17 protein-coding genes are annotated in these 20,329 nt (G+C 58.9%); 9 read left to right on the forward strand and 8 right to left on the reverse strand.

Annotation, left to right across the window (positions count from 1 at the left end; all coding sequences use genetic code 11):
- Positions 1-27: 27 nt before the first annotated feature.
- Positions 28-348: a hypothetical protein gene (locus ACQR1Y_RS32445; RefSeq protein WP_434879648.1), complete on the reverse strand. Its 321-nt coding sequence runs from the start codon at positions 346-348 to the stop codon at positions 28-30.
- A gap of 447 nt (positions 349-795) precedes the next feature.
- Here ACQR1Y_RS32445 and ACQR1Y_RS32450 point away from each other — a divergent pair, with 447 nt between their 5' ends.
- Entirely contained in the window at positions 796-2,118 is a 1,323-nt protein-coding gene (locus ACQR1Y_RS32450; protein WP_434879649.1) for a polysaccharide biosynthesis/export family protein, read from the forward strand.
- Positions 2,119-2,192: 74 nt separating this feature from the next.
- Positions 2,193-3,536 carry an O-antigen ligase family protein gene (locus tag ACQR1Y_RS32455; protein ID WP_434879650.1) on the forward strand — a complete coding sequence of 448 codons (1,344 nt, stop codon included), beginning with the start codon at positions 2,193-2,195 and terminating at the stop codon, positions 3,534-3,536.
- A gap of 159 nt (positions 3,537-3,695) precedes the next feature.
- Here ACQR1Y_RS32455 and ACQR1Y_RS32460 read toward each other — a convergent pair whose 3' ends face one another.
- From ACQR1Y_RS32460 to ACQR1Y_RS32485, 6 genes are all read right to left on the reverse strand, one after another.
- Entirely contained in the window at positions 3,696-4,337 is a 642-nt protein-coding gene (locus ACQR1Y_RS32460) for a transglutaminase-like cysteine peptidase (protein ID WP_434879651.1), read from the reverse strand.
- A 326-nt stretch (positions 4,338-4,663) separates the two neighbouring features.
- On the reverse strand, positions 4,664-4,876 hold the full coding sequence (locus tag ACQR1Y_RS32465) for a hypothetical protein (protein WP_434879652.1): 213 nt from the start codon (positions 4,874-4,876) through the stop codon (positions 4,664-4,666).
- A gap of 230 nt (positions 4,877-5,106) precedes the next feature.
- Entirely contained in the window at positions 5,107-5,709 is a 603-nt protein-coding gene (locus ACQR1Y_RS32470) for a sugar transferase (RefSeq protein ID WP_434879653.1), read from the reverse strand.
- Between the two features lie 873 nt (positions 5,710-6,582).
- On the reverse strand, positions 6,583-7,302 hold the full coding sequence (locus ACQR1Y_RS32475; RefSeq protein ID WP_434879654.1) for a hypothetical protein: 720 nt from the start codon (positions 7,300-7,302) through the stop codon (positions 6,583-6,585).
- A gap of 7 nt (positions 7,303-7,309) precedes the next feature.
- On the reverse strand, positions 7,310-9,577 hold the full coding sequence (locus tag ACQR1Y_RS32480; protein WP_434879655.1) for a polysaccharide biosynthesis tyrosine autokinase: 2,268 nt from the start codon (positions 9,575-9,577) through the stop codon (positions 7,310-7,312).
- 38 nt (positions 9,578-9,615) lie between these two features.
- Positions 9,616-10,245 (reverse strand): hypothetical protein, encoded by a 630-nt coding sequence (locus tag ACQR1Y_RS32485; protein WP_434879656.1) that lies wholly within the window; start codon positions 10,243-10,245, stop codon positions 9,616-9,618.
- A gap of 304 nt (positions 10,246-10,549) precedes the next feature.
- Here ACQR1Y_RS32485 and ACQR1Y_RS32490 point away from each other — a divergent pair, with 304 nt between their 5' ends.
- The 5 genes from ACQR1Y_RS32490 to ACQR1Y_RS32510 all read left to right on the forward strand — a co-directional run bounded on the left by ACQR1Y_RS32490 (position 10,550) and on the right by ACQR1Y_RS32510 (position 16,102).
- Complete coding sequence (locus tag ACQR1Y_RS32490) at positions 10,550-11,329, forward strand: metallophosphoesterase family protein (protein WP_434879657.1); 780 nt, start codon at positions 10,550-10,552, stop codon at positions 11,327-11,329.
- A gap of 242 nt (positions 11,330-11,571) precedes the next feature.
- Complete coding sequence (locus ACQR1Y_RS32495) at positions 11,572-12,621, forward strand: class I SAM-dependent methyltransferase (protein ID WP_434879658.1); 1,050 nt, start codon at positions 11,572-11,574, stop codon at positions 12,619-12,621.
- Positions 12,622-12,813: 192 nt separating this feature from the next.
- Complete coding sequence (locus ACQR1Y_RS32500) at positions 12,814-13,590, forward strand: polysaccharide deacetylase family protein (protein WP_434879659.1); 777 nt, start codon at positions 12,814-12,816, stop codon at positions 13,588-13,590.
- 2 nt (positions 13,591-13,592) lie between these two features.
- Positions 13,593-14,561, forward strand: a complete 969-nt coding sequence (locus ACQR1Y_RS32505) for a glycosyltransferase family 2 protein (RefSeq protein ID WP_434879707.1) — start codon at positions 13,593-13,595, stop codon at positions 14,559-14,561.
- On the forward strand, positions 14,558-16,102 hold the full coding sequence (locus ACQR1Y_RS32510) for a lipopolysaccharide biosynthesis protein (protein WP_434879660.1): 1,545 nt from the start codon (positions 14,558-14,560) through the stop codon (positions 16,100-16,102). The genes ACQR1Y_RS32505 and ACQR1Y_RS32510 overlap by 4 nt, the downstream gene beginning before the upstream one ends.
- A gap of 146 nt (positions 16,103-16,248) precedes the next feature.
- Here the strand turns inward: ACQR1Y_RS32510 and ACQR1Y_RS32515 are convergent, their stop codons facing one another.
- Complete coding sequence (locus ACQR1Y_RS32515; RefSeq protein ID WP_434879661.1) at positions 16,249-17,889, reverse strand: glycosyltransferase; 1,641 nt, start codon at positions 17,887-17,889, stop codon at positions 16,249-16,251.
- 306 nt (positions 17,890-18,195) lie between these two features.
- On the opposite strand from ACQR1Y_RS32515, the gene ACQR1Y_RS32520 reads away from it, so the two are divergent.
- Positions 18,196-19,296, forward strand: coding sequence for a DegT/DnrJ/EryC1/StrS family aminotransferase (locus tag ACQR1Y_RS32520; RefSeq protein WP_434879662.1), 1,101 nt, complete (start codon positions 18,196-18,198; stop codon positions 19,294-19,296).
- A 54-nt stretch (positions 19,297-19,350) separates the two neighbouring features.
- Positions 19,351-20,316 carry an NAD-dependent epimerase/dehydratase family protein gene (locus ACQR1Y_RS32525; protein ID WP_434879708.1) on the forward strand — a complete coding sequence of 322 codons (966 nt, stop codon included), beginning with the start codon at positions 19,351-19,353 and terminating at the stop codon, positions 20,314-20,316.
- Positions 20,317-20,329: the final 13 nt, after the last annotated feature.

The raw sequence follows: 20,329 nt of genomic DNA on the forward strand, positions 1-20,329 counted from the left end.
GCCCGGACTGTCCGGTGGCAGAATCATTCAGGTCGCACGTCGACCGAGCCGGTGTGCCCGCAGATTTCCGAAGGCCTGAACTGACGGCTTACGGGCAAGCTTGACTGCAGGCTGACGCGGCGGTCCGAATGTCACTCGAACCACCAGCCCGACAAAATAGCAGGCCTGAATGATCAATTGAGCGAGCACGGTATAAAGAGTCGCTTCCATCAGGCCCAACGCCTGCTGAATGGCGAGGGTGATCGTTGCCAGGAACAGCACCATGACAACCGGGAATAGAGCCCAGACACGGGACGTCAGGCCCAAGCCTAATCCCAGGGTGGCAAGCGCAATCGCAGCGTATCCCATGGCTGATCCCCAACCGAAACTCAAGTATACCACGATTCGGAGGTTTCAAAGTACCGTACAATCACCGCCGTGTTACCTCGTTTCGAGGCTCCAACGAGGCATCCGAGACCCATCTTCCACGCAAATTCCTAGGAAAACCTTAACGAGAGTTGGCCCGGTGGTGTGCGCGGAGGTCCTGGGGTCGAACACACGAATCGAAACACAACCTACGGTCGAATTTCAGCGAATACAATCAGGAATCGAATGGGCGGAGATCCGCGCCGGACGTTCCTCCGACGCGACACTTTCAACTCGAGGGTGCTGTGGCACATCTGCAACTTGTGACCAAAAGTGGTGCGCTTTTGCCACCCCGCACTTTCGGTCAAGTTCCTCCGCCTGTAGGGTCCTGCCACTTGGGGACTGGCTCGGCCAAGCGCAGGTTTGGCCCAATGAAGTCGACAGAAAAGCATGGCATCCGAGAGCTCACTCTTCAGGACCGGGACCGGCAAACCTGCCAATCTCGAGCCGTCCTACTCTGCAGGCTCAGCCAACGTGCATTTGAACGCATCCGGGGCCGTGAAGAAGTTGAAGATTGTGTCGCGAGCTGCGTGCGGCCTAGCCGTCGTGATGATATTGCAGGGCTGCGCGCTCCTGCCGGGAACCGGTCCTAAGAGCGATGCAATCGAGGCAACGGCGACCGCGGGCCTGCGATCCAACGCCGCGCTGCCCTACGCTCTGGTCGACGTAAGCGCCGATACCATTGGGTTTCTGTCGCAGCCGAATCTGATCAGCTTTCAGGGCGCATTTCCAGACAAGCGCCCTAAGCCGGTGCAGGTCGCAGGCGTAGGCGACGTTCTGAACATTTCGATCTTCGAGGCCGCGCCCGGTGGTCTCTTTACCCCTGCGACGGCGGCCGGCGCGCGTCCCGGCAATTTTGTTGATCTGCCCCCGCAGGCCGTCGATCAGAACGGCAACATCTACGTTCCCTATGCAGGGGAGATTCCAGCGGCGGCCCGGACGCTCCCGGAAATTCAGCAGGCTATCGTTGCCCGCCTGCGCAACCGCGCCATCGAGCCTCAGGTCGTCGTCAGCCTCAATCAGCAGCATTCGAGCGTGGTGAGCGTGCTGGGCGACGTCAACACCCCTGGTGTCCTAGCATTGAACAGCGTCGGCGAGCGTCTGCTCGCGCTGATCGCACGCGCCGGCGGTCCCAAATATGAAGCGATTGAAAGCTACATTACGTTGCAGCGTGATGGGAAGCGGGTGAAGGTACTCCTCAGCCGGATCGTTCACGACCCGAATGAGAATATCTTCATCCGACCGAATGACGTCATCTTCATCACCCGCGAGTCGCCGACCTTTACAGCGCTTGGGGCACTCAACCAGAACGTCTTCGGTTTCAATTCCGAAATTGCCTTCGACACCGAGACGCTGACCCTCGCACAGGCGATAGGCAAGGCGGGTGGCCTCAATGATAACCAGTCCGATCCGGCCGAAGTGTTCATCTACCGCTATGAGGATCGGCCGTTGCTGCAGAAGTTCGGAATCGACACCAATCGTTTCCCCTACGATCGGATTCCGACAATCTATCACGTGAACTTGCGTGATCCATCAGGCCTTCTCTTGGCCTCTGGCTTCCAGATGCGTACCAAGGACGTCATGTATGTCGCGAACGCGAAGGTGGTCGACTACTACAAGCTGCTGACCCTGATCAATAATACGGCCAACGCGACTGGAAATACGGCAGCCGCCGTCACGAGCGTGAACACGGCGGTCAAGACCAGGTGGTAAGCCTAGAGGCTGTCGAGCCCTACGGCGTCGTGATCAGTTAACGCTCCGGATTTGCGCTGCGGATGGCGAGGTCGTTGCAGCTCTGGTTGACGCTGGGAGCATTTTCGCTCGCTCCCCTGTTTTTCGGTTCGGTCGACCAGCTCGCGGTCGTCATATGGGTCGTCGTTTTGTCGCTGGGTGTGATCCTTGGACTCAGCATTCCCCTCAGCACCAATCAGGTGCGGCTGTTGCTGGTTTTTCTGACGGGCTGCGGGGTGTACGCCGGTGTCATGGGCCTGCAAATTGTCCCGGGTTTCTTCGGCCGGCTTGCTGATCCGAGTTGGAGCAGTGCCAACGAATTGCTCGGCCTCCAGCTGCCGCAGCGGATCTCAGCACGCGCGCAGATCACACGTGAGGCCCTTGGGCATCTTTTGCTGCTCGGGGCCGGGGTTCTGAACGGGTTTTTCGTCGGGGTGTCGCGTCGTCGGACCGATACGCTGTTTCGCGTCGCGCGCTATGTCATCTTGACCTATGCCGTTTATGGCATCGCGGCTCTGGTTCTCACGCCGAACCTGGTTCTCTGGGAGACCAAGGAGGCGTATCAGGGTATGCTGACGGCAACCTTCATCAACCGTAACACGGCGGCGACCTTTATGGGGGTCGGCTTCATCTTGTGGCTATGCAGGGCGGTGCTCTCGCTGCGGGTTATCGAAGCGCCCACGATTCGCTTCCTGCTGCTCATGCCCTGGAACGAGACCCTCGCCTTCAGGTCGCTGCTGTTCTTTGCGGCGGCCCTGCTGTGCTTTTGCGCCACGCTCCTCACAACCTCGCGGGGAGGCCTCATCTGCACCAGTATAGGTGCCTTTCTCGCCCTGTTCCTTCTTGTTAGAAAGACTTTCAACTTTCGCCTGTCGTATGCACTTCCGGTCGCTGCACTGGCGATTTGCGTCATTGTCTTATGGCTCGGACAAAGCGGCCGCATTGGCAGTCACGGGCTATTCGATGACGGCCGCTTCAGCGTCTATGTCGCGAGTATCGGGGCGACTTTGGCCCGCCCTCTCCTGGGTTACGGAGCTGGAACGTTTGCAGACGTCTTTCCTTCGGTGCGAAGCGCCGATCTGAGCGGTTGGGGCGTATGGGAATCTGCCCACTCCACTCCGATCGAGATCGCATTGGAGATGGGACTTCCGATCGGCGTCATGGTTTTGGCGGCCGCCGTCGGGTCATTCGTGATATTGTTTCGTTATTCACTGAGAACAAGGGATCGAAGTGAGGGTTCTGCATTCGCTGTACTGGGCGTCGTGGCGCTGACCTTTTTGCACTCACTGATCGACTTCTCGCTGCAGATACCAGGCTATCTGATTCCGTTCTCGATTCTCCTCGGATCTGGCTTGGCCCGGGCGACGGCTGAACATGGTGAGGCGTCACTGGCGCGCTAATTCTCTAATTGCGGCGCAGCACGGATTTGGGATAGAGGCGCCCTGATTCTTGCGCGCACTGATGCCTCAGCCTTCTCTATAGCTTCCGCCTCTCGACGGCTGCCCTCCGGCGGAGCGGCGCAAGGGAAAGTCTGAGCAAAGAAAGCGGCCGGATGGGAGTTAGCGGCCTGCTATGCGCAGGTGACGGGCCCGCGACATTGCGCCGTCCGGCTTGACCTCGCTCCAGAATCGCGCGTCACGCGCCGACTGGATCTTGATCCAGTCGTAATTGGTACTCTCCCAGTTCCTAATCGTCTCTGTCAGATTATCCATGACGAGGTCGCCCTTTGTCGTCGCAACGACAAGAACAAGGTGCCCAACTCCGGAAGAGGTCCTGACCACGGAGAGACGGAGCGCCCTCGCAGGAATACCGATCTGGACGAGTTCGTGGCGCTTGGTCACTGCATAGTCGTTACAGTCACCCGAACTGGGCGCGAGCCTCCAGCCGTCGGACAGATTGGTATCATAGCTCTTGTTCGTCGGCGCGATTGCAACGTTGACGTCGCGGTTTATTCGCGCGAGCAGCTCGAGGATTGAGGGATCAAGCTCGATTCGACTTTTGCTTTCCGCGTCCGATTTACACTCTGCAGGATAGCGAATGCAGAATCTCACATGCTGGAATGGCGCCAGCGTCGCCCCGCCCTCCGGGATCGAGGATTGCTGAACCGGGTCGTGCGACACCCGGTTACGCGCGAGAGCGTCGCCACTCAACAGGGTCACTCCCAGAAGCGTCGACATGAAAATCTTGCAGATCTGCGCCATGCGCGACACCTCAATGAGCAACATGCGACCGCCAACGCGTACGCCAACCGTGTTCATTGTCCCGCAAGGGTGTAAATTTTTGCCTAGGACGGGGCAGACAACTGTCTAGGATAAGCAACTGTTTACGATAAGCAATTGTTGGGCCGGCCAGCCGTGGGCAGCGGCTCTGTCTCCCGCGATGCACGTTGTGCTGAGTTGGTCGCCTCAGACACGCCGCAGAGCCAAATCGTCAGCGCTCGGTCCGATGCCTTGGGCGCTTACGCGAGCTGCAGCCCCGAAGGGCAGCCGATAACCGATGGGCCAAGTCCAGCGCTGTCAATCCGTGATCAGAAGGCTGAGGTCCAGATCTTCTCGACTGCTGACATCGCGGTCAACACGACTTCCATGGTACCCCAGCCGAGCAATGCCAGCCACATCGTCATGGCCAGCAGAATCGTCAACACGAGCGCGGCAATAGAAAGCTTCCGCCTTAACGTCAAAGACGCCCCCTGCTGACCGCGCGGCCCTTTGGTTCGATCTGCGGAACGAAAATCGCTCATTCGGCTCATTCTTCGCGGCTCCCGGAGAGATAAGCGCAAAGCGAGAAACGAGCAATGTTTTCAAATAATTAACGTAAAGAGCAGGTGTTCTGAAGGCTCATTATGCCCCGCTTCCGAGGGCGGCGCAGCAGCTTGATCCCGCGCCGCGGCAGCCTTGGAAGACCGTGGCCGTCTCAGGCCATCCGTCGTGGGGACTGATTTCGGCATTCACTTGGCGCACGGGACGCGGATCAGCATGCCCCATCCGTCGAGAGCAAGGCCGGGATTGTCACCACGATGATCTTGGCATCAAGCACCATCGACCAATTGTGCGCGTAATAGACGTCGCAGGCGACGCGCTTCTCGTAGCTCGTGCCGCTGCGGCCACTCACCTGCCACAACCCGGTAATTCCCGGGCGGCATGACAGATAGGAGTCCAGGGACGTTGCGTAACGATCCAGCTCCTCCTCGGTCACGGGACGCGGCCCCACGATGCTCATTTCGCCCCTGAGCACGTTGTAGAGTTGCGGCAGCTCGTCGAGGCTCGACTTGCGCAGGAGCGCGCCGATCGCGGTGACACGGGGATCATTTTGCAGCTTGCGGGTCGCAGCCCATTCGGCCTGAGCGGCGGGATCGGCCTCAAGGAGCTCCTGAAGACGCTCTGATGCATCCGGCACCATGGTCCGGAACTTCAAGCACTCGAAGGTCCTACCGCTAAATCCCACCCGCTTGTGACGGAATAGCGCGGGCCCCGGAGAAGACAAAACGACCGCGACGTAACAAATCAAAAGCAACGGCGCCAGTAGAATGATCCCGCTAAGCGCAAGAACAATATCCACAATACGCTTGGACATTACTCCAACCGGAGCAGGCGAACCTACAACTGTAGAATACCTTAAATCCGAGCGTGTATCTGATAAACTGTTCATATGGGTACTCCGAAAACAAAATATCGTAGGCCCTCGTTGAATAACTTTCGTTACTCTCCTTTAACGATTTTTTTATCAGATCGATTCGCGCTGCACAATTTTCGCTGAAGCATTCCCGGAGGCAACCTTCTGTTAAGCTAAAAATTTTAAGCTAATGAAATTATTAGCGTAAGATGATCTGATCCGCGATGCCGCCCAGGCTCTCGCCGCGAAATGGCGCCTGCAGTGCTGTATGGGCAACACAAATCCCTAACCCCTCACTCGCTGAACTTCGACCGCCTGCCGGTACCACTATCATTGGTCGCCGCAGGATGAGAAAGGTTAAAATTAACTATGTGAGTTTCTGGGCCGCAAAGCATCGAAGTCAGGATCGAGGACACTCCCCGTAGTTTCCCGGATACGGCTTGGCCCTGCGGCCACGCTTGAGCAATGGCACGCGCTCAGAGCGGAGGAAGCGCCGCCTTTCGGTGCCCGTCCCCGCCGGGATGAGACTATCAACCATCAGAGGAAGGGGCCCTGTCCGTCGTAACGACCCGGCCCTGGAAGAGCTGCGATTCATTCGCGTTCTCAAAAAACGGAGATCGCTCTCCCGGCCAGCGCTTGGCACATCGAACCTGCCGGGCCGCGGCGTGGAGAACTTTGGCCTTCGCCATGCCTGCTGCGGGAAGCCTTGATCCAAGGACAACTCCCTGACTTGGCTCAGACGCGCCGGGCGCAGGCACCAAGCGCGCGGAGGCCTGCATTTGCCCAGAGGCTCCGATAGAGCTCCTTGCGATGACGCGCCCGCTTCAACGATGACTACCTTCGAAGCGATTCAAGGGCCTTGGCAAACAACGTTTGCATCCGGGGATCGAGCTGGGCGACGCGAGATTTCAACAGGGTTTGGGCGGCACTTGGTGCGCTGAGATAGGCCTTTGCGGTTACGTCCACAAAGCCCCGGCTTACCAGCGTTCCGAACTCATCTAGAATCTCTGCCTGGGCGGCCTTCGGAGCTTGCGTTAGAACGGGCGCGGCGATGATCATCCGTCGCACCCCAATCCAGGCCTCGTTTGGGCCAGTCTTGTAGGACCTCACAAGCAGGGAGAATGCGCCCTCGTCCAGACGGCCGTGACCAATGGCGAGTCCAAACGCGACCAGCCAGGCAAACGAGTCCCGGGGTGCACAACTCAATGCCAGCCGGGTGCGGGCTTCCATGGACGCCATTCGCTCATCGAACTCCTTGCCTGCACCCGCGCGCAGCGCGGCGTCCAACAGGGGGATCTCGAGCAGCAGCAGAGTATGCTGGGCGTGGCTGTCACAGGCGCTTACTCGATTGTCCTGGGCCAACTGAAGCGCGCGGGTCGCCGCGTCGGGGTTGAACGTTTCAAATCGGAGCAGCCGTGCTTCGACGGTGGCAAAATCGTCGGAGATGGCAGCGTCCTTGGCCGAGAGAAGACCCCAGGCCGAGCCCGACAAGCCCATCAGCACAAGGATCGCGTTCAGGACAGTTCGGGTGAAGTTCGTGCGCACCGACACCATGAAGAAGTTAGACCGTCTCCTCGGCCGGCTTCTCGTTCGTGTAATAATTATAGTGCCTGTCGGAATAACCTTCGAAGCGGCGCATGATGGCTTCATTGGCCTTGTTCAGTACGGCACCGAGCAGACGCTCCGAGACCACGGACGACGCCGAGGCCGCCTTTACGATGTCATCTGAAGACGTGCTGCCCCATTCAATGACCATCACGAATGCATCAAAGAGATGAGCTGCCGCCTTGACATCGACCACGGGCAGAATCGGAGGCAAATCGATCAGAACATAATCGTAATCGTTTCTCGCCGTCTTCAGCAGCTGCTTGAATTGAGAGGACGTAAGAATATCCGAACTGTTCGAGGGCTTGATGCGGGTCGAAGCCGGAACAAAGTCAAACTTGTTCGTCATATCGCTGATGACGAGGTCACCGAGACTGGATTTGCCCGCAACGAGGTCGAGAAGGCCTGGGACATCTTCGTAGCCCAGCGTCGACGTCATCGATGGATTGCGGAGGTCGCCGTCAATCAGCAGAGTCTTGGCGCCACTCTTAGCTACGAACGCGGCAAAACCCGCAGCAACTGTCGTCTTGCCTTCGCCCGGCAACGCCGAGACGATCCCAATCACCTTACCGCCAGCGGGGTTCAAGTCGATCGCGACCTTGATATAGCGCAGGGCCTCTGCCGTCGCGGAATAAGGCGCAACTTCACTGATCTGCCGAAAGGCGCCGGACTGCCGTGTACCGCGTTTGGACCGCGATACTTTCCTTTGGCTAAACGCCGGTAGAACGGCCAGGCAATTGGTCCGCAGCAGGCTTTCGACTTGGGCTCGCGTATAGATTTGCCGGGTCATCTGCTCGCGTGCGACCGCGGCCATGACTCCCAATCCAAGTCCGCACAGCGTCGCAAGCGCGATCGTGAGCGCCGCCTTAGGGGACGAGGGCGCGCTGGGGGGGGTAGCCAACGACACCAGCCGCGCTTCCGTTGACGGGAAAGACTGCTGCTGGACCGATTGCGTGAAGCGCGACAAGAAGCTCTCGTAGATGCCGCGATAGGTGTTAGCTGCGGTTTCGAGTTCGCGAAGGCGGACTTGCGACTGTCTCGTCGACGACGATTGCTGAAACACATCCAGCATCCGCTTGTCGATCGATTCTTCTTGGCTCTTGGCGATCTGAAGTTCGCTCTTGTAGCTCTCTGCAATGCGCGAGACTTCATCCCAGATCGCACGCTGCAAAGCGGCCATCTCGGCGCGCAGATTACGGGCGGCCTGGTGATCCGCGCCATATCGGGCGCTCCACTCGGCTTCCTTGTTCTTGTCGTCGAGGAATTGCTGCCGGAGCTTCGTGATAACCGGGCTGCTGAGCGCGTCGGTGACGACGGGATCCGGAATGTTGAAGCTCTCCTTGTTCGGGTCAGGACGTTGCTCCAGCACGCGTTCGATTCGATCCAGCCTGGCCCTGGCCTGACTCGTATCGGCACGCGCCTTTGCCAAGGCCGTGCTCAGCTGATCAAGCTCGATGTCGCTGGCCAGCTTGCCATCAACGCCGATGATGATGCTGTTCTGGGATTTGTAGTCCTGGACGTCGCGAAAAGCGTCGCTGGCCTGCTTTTTCAGCTCGCCAATGCGTTGCTCGAGCCAGACGCTGGCACGATGGGTCGCCTCGAACTTTGCCTGAAGCTGGTCTTCAATATAGGCATCAGCAAATGCATTCGCGATTCTTGCCGCCTTACCCGGATCGAGCGAGGTGTAGGCGATCTGCTCGATATAGCTTCGGCCCAGTCGCGTGATCCGCAGATTGGACTTAACGGTGGCAATGGCGCGCTGCTGCAGCTCCTCCTTCGTCGGCTCGCTGGCCGGTCCAGACGGCAGGCCCGCCAGACCAAACAGCCGCTGTTTCAGACCTTCACCGGCTCCAATAAACTCAGGGTCTTCCGTGAGACGAAGGTTACGAATGACAGCCGAAACGACCTGTTCCGACTTGGTGGTTTCGATTTCGCTCTCGACTGCGGCGTCATCGATCGATCGATTCTCCGTCTCGAGCGAGGACTGATTCCACGTCACCCGCTTGGTGTCGATGATCATGTCCGCCTGCGCCGTGTAGCGCTTGGGCGCCACGGCGAGATAGGCAACTCCGACTCCGATCGCGAGCAGAGTAAGCAGAAAGATCAGCCGCCATTGCCGGCTGAAAAAGTCCCGAATGTCGAGCAGTGAAACGGATCCGGACGAAGAGACGCTGCTACTGGCGAGAGTGTCAGAGTAGCGCGAAAACGGGCCGGCGACGTTCATCTATAATCCTCGACAGGCTCAGTCGCTGGTCAGGCAATTCAGCGCTTGGCGCTTACGGGAGATGCTGCAGTCGTGGAGGTCGAGTTGGTGCCGCTGATGGCGCGAATGCTGGTGCCAACAGATGTGATCTGAGCGATGGCAGTGCTCCCTCCTCCCCCACGCGGGGAGGACGTCTGAATGCGTGCACCACCGGGATTGGTAATAACCACACTTCCCACCGCGCTGGTCGCCGATGCGGCCGCTGCTTGAACGGCAGCCGTCGACAGGTCACCTGCGACCGCGGCGAACGATGCTTGGAACGCACTATCTTCGAGGCTGGCGACCGCCTGCTGGATCAACAAGGCAGCTTCCTGGTCCACGTTCGAACAGGCTATTGCCCCCTGCGCCATACCAGCGGCGATGGCGGATCGAAAGCGCGGTGTGGTGTCGGGAACCAGTTGAATGATGTCGGCACCGAGCTTTGCGTCGGTTCCGACGAGGTCTCGAACAAGGTTTTCAATCGTACGCGTATCGTTCTCGGGGGCCACGAGCGACTTCGGATCAGACTTGAACTGCGCGATCGCAGCAGGCGATAGCGCAGGATCGACGCATGTGCCGGCCCAGGCGTGGCTTGCAGCGAGAACGAAGACAGGAGCGCAAATTGCCTTCAACACCCCATTGACCGACATGAAACGCTCTCCAACTACTTGTTTGGATTTGAAAAAAAGCTCATTCCAATCTATAGCAGCCATAGCTGTAGATCAACCTGGATCGGCAGCTATGGTTGATTGGCTCGGGAAGCTTGGCAGGCTTAAGGACGCGGATCGAACATGCAGCATTGCCGAGGTTAAAACAGCACATGGTGCCAGAATACCTTCAACAGACTGTCGCCTCAATTGGACCGTCCAATTGATAAACCCGGACAATATACCTTTTAAAGTACCTCTTCCAAGGAAAGCTGAGCAAGGCGATCTGCCGCAACGAGTTGAACCCGTGCCCTATCCCCTTTCCGCTGCCGACCAGCTCAGCATATCCGGGCGACGTCCTCTGCTACCGCCCGGAATAAGGGTCTATGCCGTTGGGGACATTCATGGCCGCCTCGATCTGCTGGAGGGGCTGCTTGGACAGGTCGAGCGCGATATGGCCGCGCGGCCCGCCGCACGGCCAATTTTCATATTTCTTGGGGATTATATCGATCGCGGCCCGGCATCAAAGCAGACCATTGAGCGCCTGGTCGAGCATGCCGGGTCTTACGAATGCGTCTTCCTCAAGGGCAACCACGAAGCGCTCGCCCTTCGTAGCCTCACCGACCGGATTGCGTTCGATCGCTGGATGAGACTTGGCGGTTTCGAGACGCTCGTCTCATATGGCGTAATGCCAGGCTTTCTGGGGGGCGGCCCCACCAGGTCCGTACCCGAGGCTCAGGCCACGTTTCATGCTGCTCTCGGCAGCAAGCACATGCAGTTCTTTCGCAACTTACAGGCGAGCTGCACGTTCGGCGACTTTTTTTTCGTTCACGCGGGTGTCCGGCCTGGCGTGGCACTGTCGCAGCAGGCAGAGGAGGACCTGCTCTGGATCCGAGGTGAATTCCTTGACATGCAGGGCGAGTTCGGCAAGATCGTCATCCATGGCCATACGCCGACCAAGACGGTCGAGGTCCGGACCAACCGCGTCAATATCGACACTGGCGCATTTGCGACGGGACGTCTCACCTGCCTGGTGCTCGAAGAAAGTTCCCTCTCTCTGATTGATACCCTGACGCCAGCCAGCTGAGCGATAATTACGTTCTGGGCGCGGTGATCGCGCTAGACCCTTCCTTGGCCAAGCTGAGGCGTGGTATCCTTGGACTGTCTGGCCTCAGGGCCGCTTGGGCTTTGATTTCCCGATGTTGCGGACCGCCACCGCCGAGCTTTGCAATCTTGGCAATACCGCGCTAAAATTCGGCCATCAATGCAGCAGGCCGTCCCGTCTTTGATTGCGTGCTGAGACGCCATTCTGATGGCCAGGAACAAGGGATGCCCAGGAGCACCCGGCAAAATGGGGCGTGGGCTCGGCTTGCCGGCTTGCTGATCCAGCCGCTGCAAACAAGCCAGGGGCAGCACATCGATCCGGTGCTTGCGCCAGCTCCTGATCCAGACACGTGGTCGGCGGACCAACGCGACGCTTACCTCAATGGAAACATAAAGCGGTTACGAGACTGTATCGCCACCGATTCCGATTGCCGCTCCGCCATTCTGGCCGAATTGGCGGAATTCCATTCCGAAGCCGTGGAAGCCGCCTACGACAAGTGTATTAACTGGGAGCAGCTGAGCGTCGATGAATGGAGCTCCGCGGATCGCTCCACGCCCGAGGGGCTGCAGGACTTCTATGACACGCTGACGTCCTGGAAGTATGACCTCGCTTGGTACGCCTATCTGCAGACGACGGGATATGCATTCCCGCAGGCCGTTGCCGTCCTGAGATTTCTCGAAGACCTGCAGGTGAGCGGAAATCTCCTTGATTTCGGCTCTGGAATTGGAGTGAACGCCCAATTCTTTCGGCGCAGCTCTTTCGATGTCACGATCGCCGATATTTCACGTCCGTTGCTGCGGTATGCCGCCTGGCGCTTTCAACGCCATCAAGACCAGATCAAGATTATCGACCTCAACCATAGCCAACTTCCGGATCACAGCTTCGATGTGGTCACAGCTTTCGATGTTCTTGTTCATGTCCGCGATTTCGACGCGACAGCCGTTCAACTACATCGTTCAATCAAGCCGAACGGCTGGCTATTCGCGAATTTCGACACGCGCTCAGCGGATGAGGCGACCGCATGGCATCTACACAACAACAAATTCGATCTCGACCGCCGCCTCAAACGCGCGGGCTTCGTCAGACGCCACGTCATCGGAGGATTTCTTGGCTGCTATCAGCGTGTCGAACCTGACACGCTACCCCATCGCGTGCGCAGCGGCTACGAACTTCTTGTCGCGCCGACCCTGACCGTCGGGTCGGTTGCAAGGCGCGTACGCTGGCCGACACCGGCTCGGGTTAGCAAGCTCTTGCGACGCGTCGGCCGGCGATGAAGCTTCAGGACCGCCCACAGATGAGCCCCGGCACCGCCGTATAATGCCGAGGCGTTAAGACTAGTGCAAAGAGATGATCACTGCCGCAGTGCATCTTGGAAGCGTCCCGTGCTATTGTGACCGGGATAAATTCCCTTTGATCGGTGCCGATCTGAAGGACAGCAGCGCCACCGGATCGAGATGAGAGCAGAATTGACAGACAGGGTTCGATGGCGTCGACGGGCTGCCAAAGTACGCCTGTATTGCGAGCGCAAGGCTTTGGCCATGTTTGGACGCCGCCGAGCAAAGCGCTCCGGGCGCCTGCTGTGCTATCATTCCGTGGGGCAGCCCGACCTTGGCGTTAACGATTGTTCGCCTGGCCGATTTCGGCGTCAGATCGAATTTGCGCTCGGCCAAGGCTACCGATTCGTCCCAGCCAGCCGGATCGCGCGCGGCGAAAACCAATCGCGAGACCTTTCGATCACATTCGACGACGGCTGGCGCAGCACGCTGATGATCGCCGCCCCGATTCTGCGCGAGTATCAAATCCCTTGGACGCTGTTCGTGGCCACCGACTTCATGGATCGCCCTTCGGACTGGCATCGACCGCGCATGCTCACCTGGGACGAACTCGGCGAGCTTTCGCGGATGGGAGTGGAGATCGGAAGTCATTCCGTCTCGCATCCTGACTTCGGGCGTCTCGGTCAGCAGAGGACGATCGATGAACTCCAACAGTCCAGAGCGAGACTCCAATCGCAGCTGGGTTTGCCTGTCAACTGCTTTGCCATTCCGTTCGGCCAGTCACGAAACTGGACGTCGTTCGCACATCAAGCTGCACAAGCAGCCGGATATGAGCTGATCTATGCCCAGGCTGAAAACACCCGGCCTTCTGGAACCATTCCACGTACGTTCGTAACCTCCATGGACGACGATCGGATCTTCGCGGCGCTGCTCGATGGCGCATTTGACGACTGGGAAGAGTGGTATTGACCGTGTCCCCTGCGAGAAAAACAGTTTCTGTTGTTGTCCCGACCAACAACCGTCCGGCTCTGCTCCGCGAAGCCCTCGCGAGCATTCGTGCTGTAGAGCAGGACGACATTTTCTTCGAGATCCTTGTGGGGGACAACGGAACCTCCCCCGAGACCCGCGAGATCGCCGAGGCGTTCGGAGCCAAATATCTGCACACATCGGTCAACGGCTCCGCCGCTGCGCGCAATATCGCCTTGAAAGCCGCCACGAGCGAATACGTCGCCTTTCTAGACGATGACGATCTCTGGACGTCGAATCATATCCGGCGCCATCTGCAGCTATTGGCCAGCATGCCTGAACTGGGCATGGTCGTTGGACAGATCATCAACACCGATCCGCAACGGCAGCCGATCTATGGGCCTTGGCCGCCGCACGTCCCCGAGGGCGGAGCGCTCGTCAAGCTGATGCTAAGCGGCTATTTCCCTCAGATTGGCGCGACTGTTGTCAAAACCAGCGTCCGCGAGGCGATTGGATTGTTTGATGAGAGGTTGATTGGAGGACAGGACTGGGACTGGCAGCTGAGGATTGCGCGCCGCTTCGGCGTCGGATTTGTTCCAGAACCTTGTGTTCTGTTTCGTCAGAGACCCACCGGTCACTATGACGAACTTCAGACCAAGCGGGTGGCCTTTGCAAGACGAATTTTCTTCCGACACGCCGTTCCAGAATGGCGACTCTGGAGCTCGCCTATCGATTTTGCCAGGTCCTATTTCGAGACGATGCAGCACTTCTTTTACTACTTCGTCGAGACCGCCTTGTTTCGTGCACGCAATGGCGAGCGCGCGGCGGCGCTGAAGGCCATTTGGCGCGCCTTCGCCATTTTTCCGACCCGCGCCACACGATCGCTGCTGTCTGACAGCCCGCTGCGAGACGCCATCGCAATCGTCTTCCGAGGCAATGGACCCGACAAGCCTCTCACGCGACGTTCCAAATGACCAGCCAACGGGAGCGCAATCGGCGCGCCTTGAACACCGATCATCTTGCCGAGAACCTCGGTCGCCGCACGGTCCTGGGCGGCGTGGTTGCGGTGGCGGCGCAGCCGATCCGCATGCTCATCCAGTTCGCGACGACTGCAATCCTGGCTCGGTTGCTAGTGCCGGGAGATTTCGGCTTGGTAGCCATGGCCACTGCGGTGACCAGCTTCATCGGCATCTTCTCCGAGTTCGGTTTGACCTCGGCCACTGTTCAGCGTTCCCAGATCGATCAAGACACCGTCAGCGGCCTGTTCTTTATCACAGTCGGCATCGGATGCCTGCTGGTCCCGGTGGTCTGCGGCTTGGCGCCGCTGGCTGCCCTGTTCTTCGACGACGCCCGGGTCGCTGACGTCATCATGGCGCTGTCGATCGTATTTCCGCTTGCGGCGCTCGGCTCACAGCATACCGCATTGCTGCTGCGCTCGATGCGCTGGATGGCCCTGCAAGGAGCGGGACTATTGGGGCATGCCACAGGTGCAGCCGCAGGCATTCTCGTGGCCTGGAAGACCGATCTCGGCTACTGGGCGCTCGTTGTCACGGTCCTGGTCGCGAATGTCGTTACGCTTTCGACGCTCTGGATCGTCTGCCGCTGGCGACCGAGCCTTGTCGGCGATTGGCGCGGTGCACGAAGTGCGCTGCATTTCGGGGTCTATTTGACGGGGTTCAGTGTCGTCAACTTCTTTCACCGCCAGTTGGACAACATCATCATTGGCTCGCGTTTCGGCGCTTCGGAGCTCGGATATTATTCCCGTAGCTACCAGCTGATGCTTATGCCGCTCAATCTCTTCAACGGCCCGCTCAGCTCCAGTGTCGAGCCGTCCCTCAGCCGCCTACAGAATGAGCCAGAACGCTGGCGCCAGGCGCTGCTGGATGCACTTGGCCTCGTCATGTTCCTGGGAGCCGGCGTTGCAGCAGGCCTTATTGCTGGATCGGGTCCCCTGATCACGATCGTCTACGGTCCCGGCTGGGAAAAATCGGTGACGATCTTCCAATGGCTGGCAGCATCGATTTTTGCTGGCGTCCCGATCAACGCCGCGGGCTGGATCTATATGTCACTGGGGCGAACACGACAGATGTTCATCTGGGGCCTCGTCTTCGTTCCGCTCGTCGGCGCCGGCTTTCTGATCGCTGCACCTTATGGCGCGGTGGGGATCGCTGCGGCCTATGCCCTGATCTTGAACATCTTGCTCATTCCCTGCTTCGCATTCGCGACGCGTGGAACACCGGTGAGCCTTGGTGACACTCTCAAGGTCATTCTGCCCTTGGCCGCCTCGGGAGTCATCGCAGCGTTCGCCGGCATGCTCGTGACGCGGCCAGACACTCACGTGCTCGTGCAATTGCTGGTCAGTGCAGCGACGTCGGGACTGGTCTATCTCGCTCTGGCGGGAGGCATCATCGCCCGGGCCAATGTCTATGCAGCGTTGCGCAATCGCATCTCGATCCAGCTGAGCGGCATTCTTGGCAAAATCACCGAGAAGGCAGGCTACCGCTCTACAAGCTGAAGCAGTCCTGGATGGCGGATCAATTTACAAGTCTGTCGGAGCGCGGATCGCCAGAATGTTCAGGCTCGCCGCGACCCGCAGCGCAGTTGGACCTGGAAGCGGATGGGATTTGGTGCCTCGGTTCGGTGCCCCTGATTAAGATTCCACTATGGCTTAAGCCGTCGCTTTAACCATTCGGGCAGCAGCAGGCGTGCGCTTGCAGCGACGCCCCGAATATCACCGCGCTTCCGCATGGTTCTCCAATGGGAGAGGCGCTGGCCAAAAGGCAGAGCTCCCATATAGATCATCTCGATTTCCGCAGCCGAGTATGTCGATCCGACGATATCCTCATGTACAGCATCCAGCACACCGAGCCTCGGGCGTTCGATGTCGGCGCCGACAGCCCAATCGTCGTCGCGAGGAGGAAGGTCCATCGCGTAGCTGAAGATCACGTCCAACCGCGGATGCCAACCGATCGGCACATGAAATTCCTCCATGGCCCGACGCACGGCCTCGCCGCATTGAGTCCGGTACGTCGGATCGACGATCAATCGTCCGAGAATCGACTCGTACTCGTCGAACGTCCTGGCAACCAATGACGTACCGACCAGACCGACGTGATTGATGCCGAAAATATCTGCCTCGTCCGGCAAAGTGAAGATGGTGACCAGGGGCAGCCCGTAGCCACCCGCCTCCATCATGGAGGTCGATGAGACGAAGGGATAGGAGTCGACGTAGATGTCGGCGGCCTCAAAATAGCGATACGGATCGGGCTGTTCGGGTAGCCCGATGATGCGACCATCGACCTTGGCTTTGGCCGCCAGCCAGTCCTCGGGTTCTCCGGCGCCGACAACGATAAGGCTGGCATTGGGGTGCTCCTTGAGCAGCGCCACGTGCCGGTCAGCGAAGCTTACGCCGTCCAAGGTGCGATATTTAGGGCGCCGTGCGACCGAGAGCAGCACGAGGCTGTCCGGATCCAGGCCCAAGCGAATCTTGGCGTCGCGGCGCGAACATTGTCTGACGGTCGCATCGACAATGGTCGGCAAGAGAACGTTCCGTCGAGATTCGACGCCACGGCGCGAAACTGAGATCGCGGCTGCCGCGTCGCGGAGATTGATGACCAGATGCGAAATGCTAGGTCCCAGCCAGAACAGATGATCGGCATGATTGAGAAACAGCACCGGCGGCAATCCGGACTTGTCTGCGAAGGCCAGCAGGGGGAGAACATCCTCACAATGAATGTGGCAGATAATGGCATCATGCTGGGCGGCGAGCCGCCGCAGCGCGCGAGCCCAGTCGAACAGGCTCCCAGGCATCTGGTTGAGCAAAGTGAGCTGACCGCCACTGCGTTTCACGGCGTCGGTCAGATGGCTGGGAATCTGTCCCCTGTGTTGCGTGAGCACGAGTGAGTTCACGCGCTCGGTATCGGCATCCATCCAACGGCTGATCATTCGTGTAAGGCCGCCGACCGCCGCGACCTCTGAACCGACGTGCAACACCTTCTTGCAAATTCCGCCCTGACCGGCTTCACGGCCCGTGTCGCGGGGAGCGATACGGCGTCCAATCGCGTTGAGCATATGTTCCAGGCGAGGACTGGCAAAAATGCCGCAATGCGCGTGGGTTGCAACGGTCGCTGCAGTGGCGGCAAAGAACGCCGCGGTCTCGAGCGCGCCCCGCGCGTAGGCTGCCTCGGCCAATTGAACCTCGGCGTCGAAACGGGCGAAGTTTGCAAGAATCCGCGCCTCTTCCTCGGATCGCTGCATGCCCGCTTGCTCGCCCGCTTGATTGTTGCCAATACCACCGGTCACGTCGTCACATACTTTCTCTGTCGGCTAGGTCAAAAAAACATATTCATATCGAGTGCATTGTCTACTGCAGGAATACCCGCCCGCCGTCTTTACCCCGTCGGTTATACTTAATTCTAAATGCTCGTTGCCTATCCGATGGCACCTAGAATATTTTGGTTGATGAACCTTTTTCGCTCCAACGGTCACCTATTGCCGGGTCGGGGACTCTCCTTCTCAGCGCGATACTGGCTATCGGAGCGGTCTTCATATGGCCCTGTCGTCATACAGCAGAGCCCATAAGCGAATGTAACCAGGCGAGAACTGCTGATGATCCCTTTCGTTGATTTGAAAGCTCAATATCAGGCCATCAAGCCGGAAGTTGATGCGGCCATCCAATCTGTCTTGAATTCTTGCCAGTTTACGCTCGGAACCGAAGTCGCCGAATTCGAAAAGGAGTTCGCGGCATTTTCGGGAAGTCCCCACGGCGTCGGTGTGAATACCGGAACCAGCGCGTTGCATCTTGCGCTCTTGTCGGCCGGCGTTGGCCCTGGTGACGAGGTCATCACTGTTCCCTTCACCTTCGTTGCGACCGCTTCGGCCATTCACTACACCGGTGCAAAGCCGGTATTCGTCGACATTGATCCCGTCAGCTATTGCATGGACCCTGCGCTGCTCGAAGAAGCCATCACGCCGCGCACGAAGGCAATCATACCGGTGCACCTTTACGGACATCCCGCCGACATGGATCCCATCCTGGCGATTGCGCGAAATCACGGTTTGGCTGTGGTCGAGGACGCGTGCCAAGCCCATGGCGCCGAGTATAAGGGACGGCGTGCCGGAAGCTTGGGCGACATCGGCTGTTTCAGCTTCTACCCGGGCAAGAATCTCGGCGCCTATGGCGAAGGCGGCATGGCCATCACGGCCAATACGACTTTCCTCCGCTCTTTACGCATGCTGCGGGACTGGGGTGCCGAAAGAAAATATGAGCACGTCTTGAAGGGATACAATTATCGACTGGAGGGCATCCAAGGCGCAGTCCTCCGCGTCAAGCTGCGTTACCTCGAGGGTTGGACGGAGCAGAGGCGTGCCGCAGCATCTCGCTATACGGCAATGCTTGCGGACAAGGGTGTGCGCGTGCCAACGGAAGCCCCCTACGCCCGGCACGTCTACCATATCTACGCCATCAGAACGTCTAATCGCGAGGCGCTACAGACCCAACTGAATGCGAGGGGCGTTCAGACCGGCATCCACTACCCGCACCCCATTCACCTCCTGCCCGCCTACGCCGATCTCGGCTACAAAGCCGGTCAGTTTCCCCATTCCGAGAAGGCCGCTGCCGAAGTTCTCTCGCTTCCGATGTATCCGGAGCTTGCGCCGTCAGCGCAGGAGACGGTGGCCGCTGCTCTTCTCGAATATTATCGCGATTGATGCGGCCCGTGAGGCCGATCGTCCAACATTCAACCAGGGATAATCGACATGGAAATCGACGGCGCCCGAATTCTCGTAACCGGCGGATGCGGTCTGATCGGCTCGACCACCATCGACCTGCTGCTGCGCGATCACAAGCCGGAGCAGATCATCATCTTCGACAATCTGAGCCGCGGCACGACGCGGAATGTCACTGAGGCGTTGAAGGACCCCCGCGTCAAGCTGATCGAAGGCGACATTCGTGATGTTGCCGCCGTGCACCGGATCACGAAGGGGATGGATGCAGTCATCCACATGGCGACGCTGAGAATAACCGCCTGCGCCGCCGAGCCGCGCGAGGCGTTGGGCGTCATGTGTGATGGAAGCTTCAACGTCCTTGAAGCCGCCCAGACAGCAGGTGTTCAGAAGGTGGTCACCGCGTCCTCGGCATCGATCTATGGTCTTGCAGACGTGTTTCCGACGCGGGAAGACCACCACCCCTATAACAATCGCACGTGGTATGGCGCCTCCAAGATCATGCTGGAGGGCCTGCTTCGCTCCTTCAACGACATGTACGACCTACCCTATGTCGCGCTGCGCTATTTCAACGTGTACGGCCCACGCATGGACACCCACGGTAAGTACACGGAAGTCCTGATCCGCTGGATGGATCGGATCTCCAACGGTCAGCCGCCGCTGATCCTCGGCGATGGCTCAACCACGATGGACTTTGTCTATATCGAGGATATCGCGCGAGCGAACGTCCTTGCGCTGCGGAGCGACATCTCAGACGAGGTCTTCAACGTCGCGAGCGGAACCGAGACAAGCCTGAACGAGCTTGCCGCGGCCTTGCTCGAGGTGATGCATTCGGACCTCAAGCCAGAGTATGGTCCAGAGCGAAAGGTGAATCCTGTCTCTCGACGTCTTGCCGATACGGCAAAGGCCGAAAAACTGCTCGGCTTCCGGGCTGAAGTGGATCTCAGGGAGGGGCTGGAGCGCCTGGTGGCGTGGTGGCGCGCCAATCGTGAGCTCGTGAACTGATCATCAGTACGCG

Source organism: Bradyrhizobium sp. HKCCYLRH3099, from assembly GCF_051167855.1.
GTDB lineage: Bacteria > Pseudomonadota > Alphaproteobacteria > Rhizobiales > Xanthobacteraceae > Bradyrhizobium.

Excerpts from the sequence above, each read along its gene's own strand:
- ACQR1Y_RS32445 (WP_434879648.1), bottom strand. The coding sequence starts at position 348 with ATGGGATACGCTGCGATTGCGCTTGCCACCCTGGGATTAGGCTTGGGC.
- ACQR1Y_RS32450 (WP_434879649.1), top strand. The coding sequence starts at position 796 with ATGGCATCCGAGAGCTCACTCTTCAGGACCGGGACCGGCAAACCTGCC.
- ACQR1Y_RS32460 (WP_434879651.1), bottom strand. The coding sequence starts at position 4,337 with ATGGCGCAGATCTGCAAGATTTTCATGTCGACGCTTCTGGGAGTGACC.
- ACQR1Y_RS32465 (WP_434879652.1), bottom strand. The coding sequence starts at position 4,876 with ATGAGCGATTTTCGTTCCGCAGATCGAACCAAAGGGCCGCGCGGTCAG.
- ACQR1Y_RS32470 (WP_434879653.1), bottom strand. The coding sequence starts at position 5,709 with ATGTCCAAGCGTATTGTGGATATTGTTCTTGCGCTTAGCGGGATCATT.
- ACQR1Y_RS32475 (WP_434879654.1), bottom strand. The coding sequence starts at position 7,302 with ATGGTGTCGGTGCGCACGAACTTCACCCGAACTGTCCTGAACGCGATC.
- ACQR1Y_RS32480 (WP_434879655.1), bottom strand. The coding sequence starts at position 9,577 with ATGAACGTCGCCGGCCCGTTTTCGCGCTACTCTGACACTCTCGCCAGT.
- ACQR1Y_RS32485 (WP_434879656.1), bottom strand. The coding sequence starts at position 10,245 with ATGTCGGTCAATGGGGTGTTGAAGGCAATTTGCGCTCCTGTCTTCGTT.
- ACQR1Y_RS32495 (WP_434879658.1), top strand. The coding sequence starts at position 11,572 with ATGCCCAGGAGCACCCGGCAAAATGGGGCGTGGGCTCGGCTTGCCGGC.
- ACQR1Y_RS32510 (WP_434879660.1), top strand. The coding sequence starts at position 14,558 with ATGACCAGCCAACGGGAGCGCAATCGGCGCGCCTTGAACACCGATCAT.
- ACQR1Y_RS32520 (WP_434879662.1), top strand. The coding sequence starts at position 18,196 with ATGATCCCTTTCGTTGATTTGAAAGCTCAATATCAGGCCATCAAGCCG.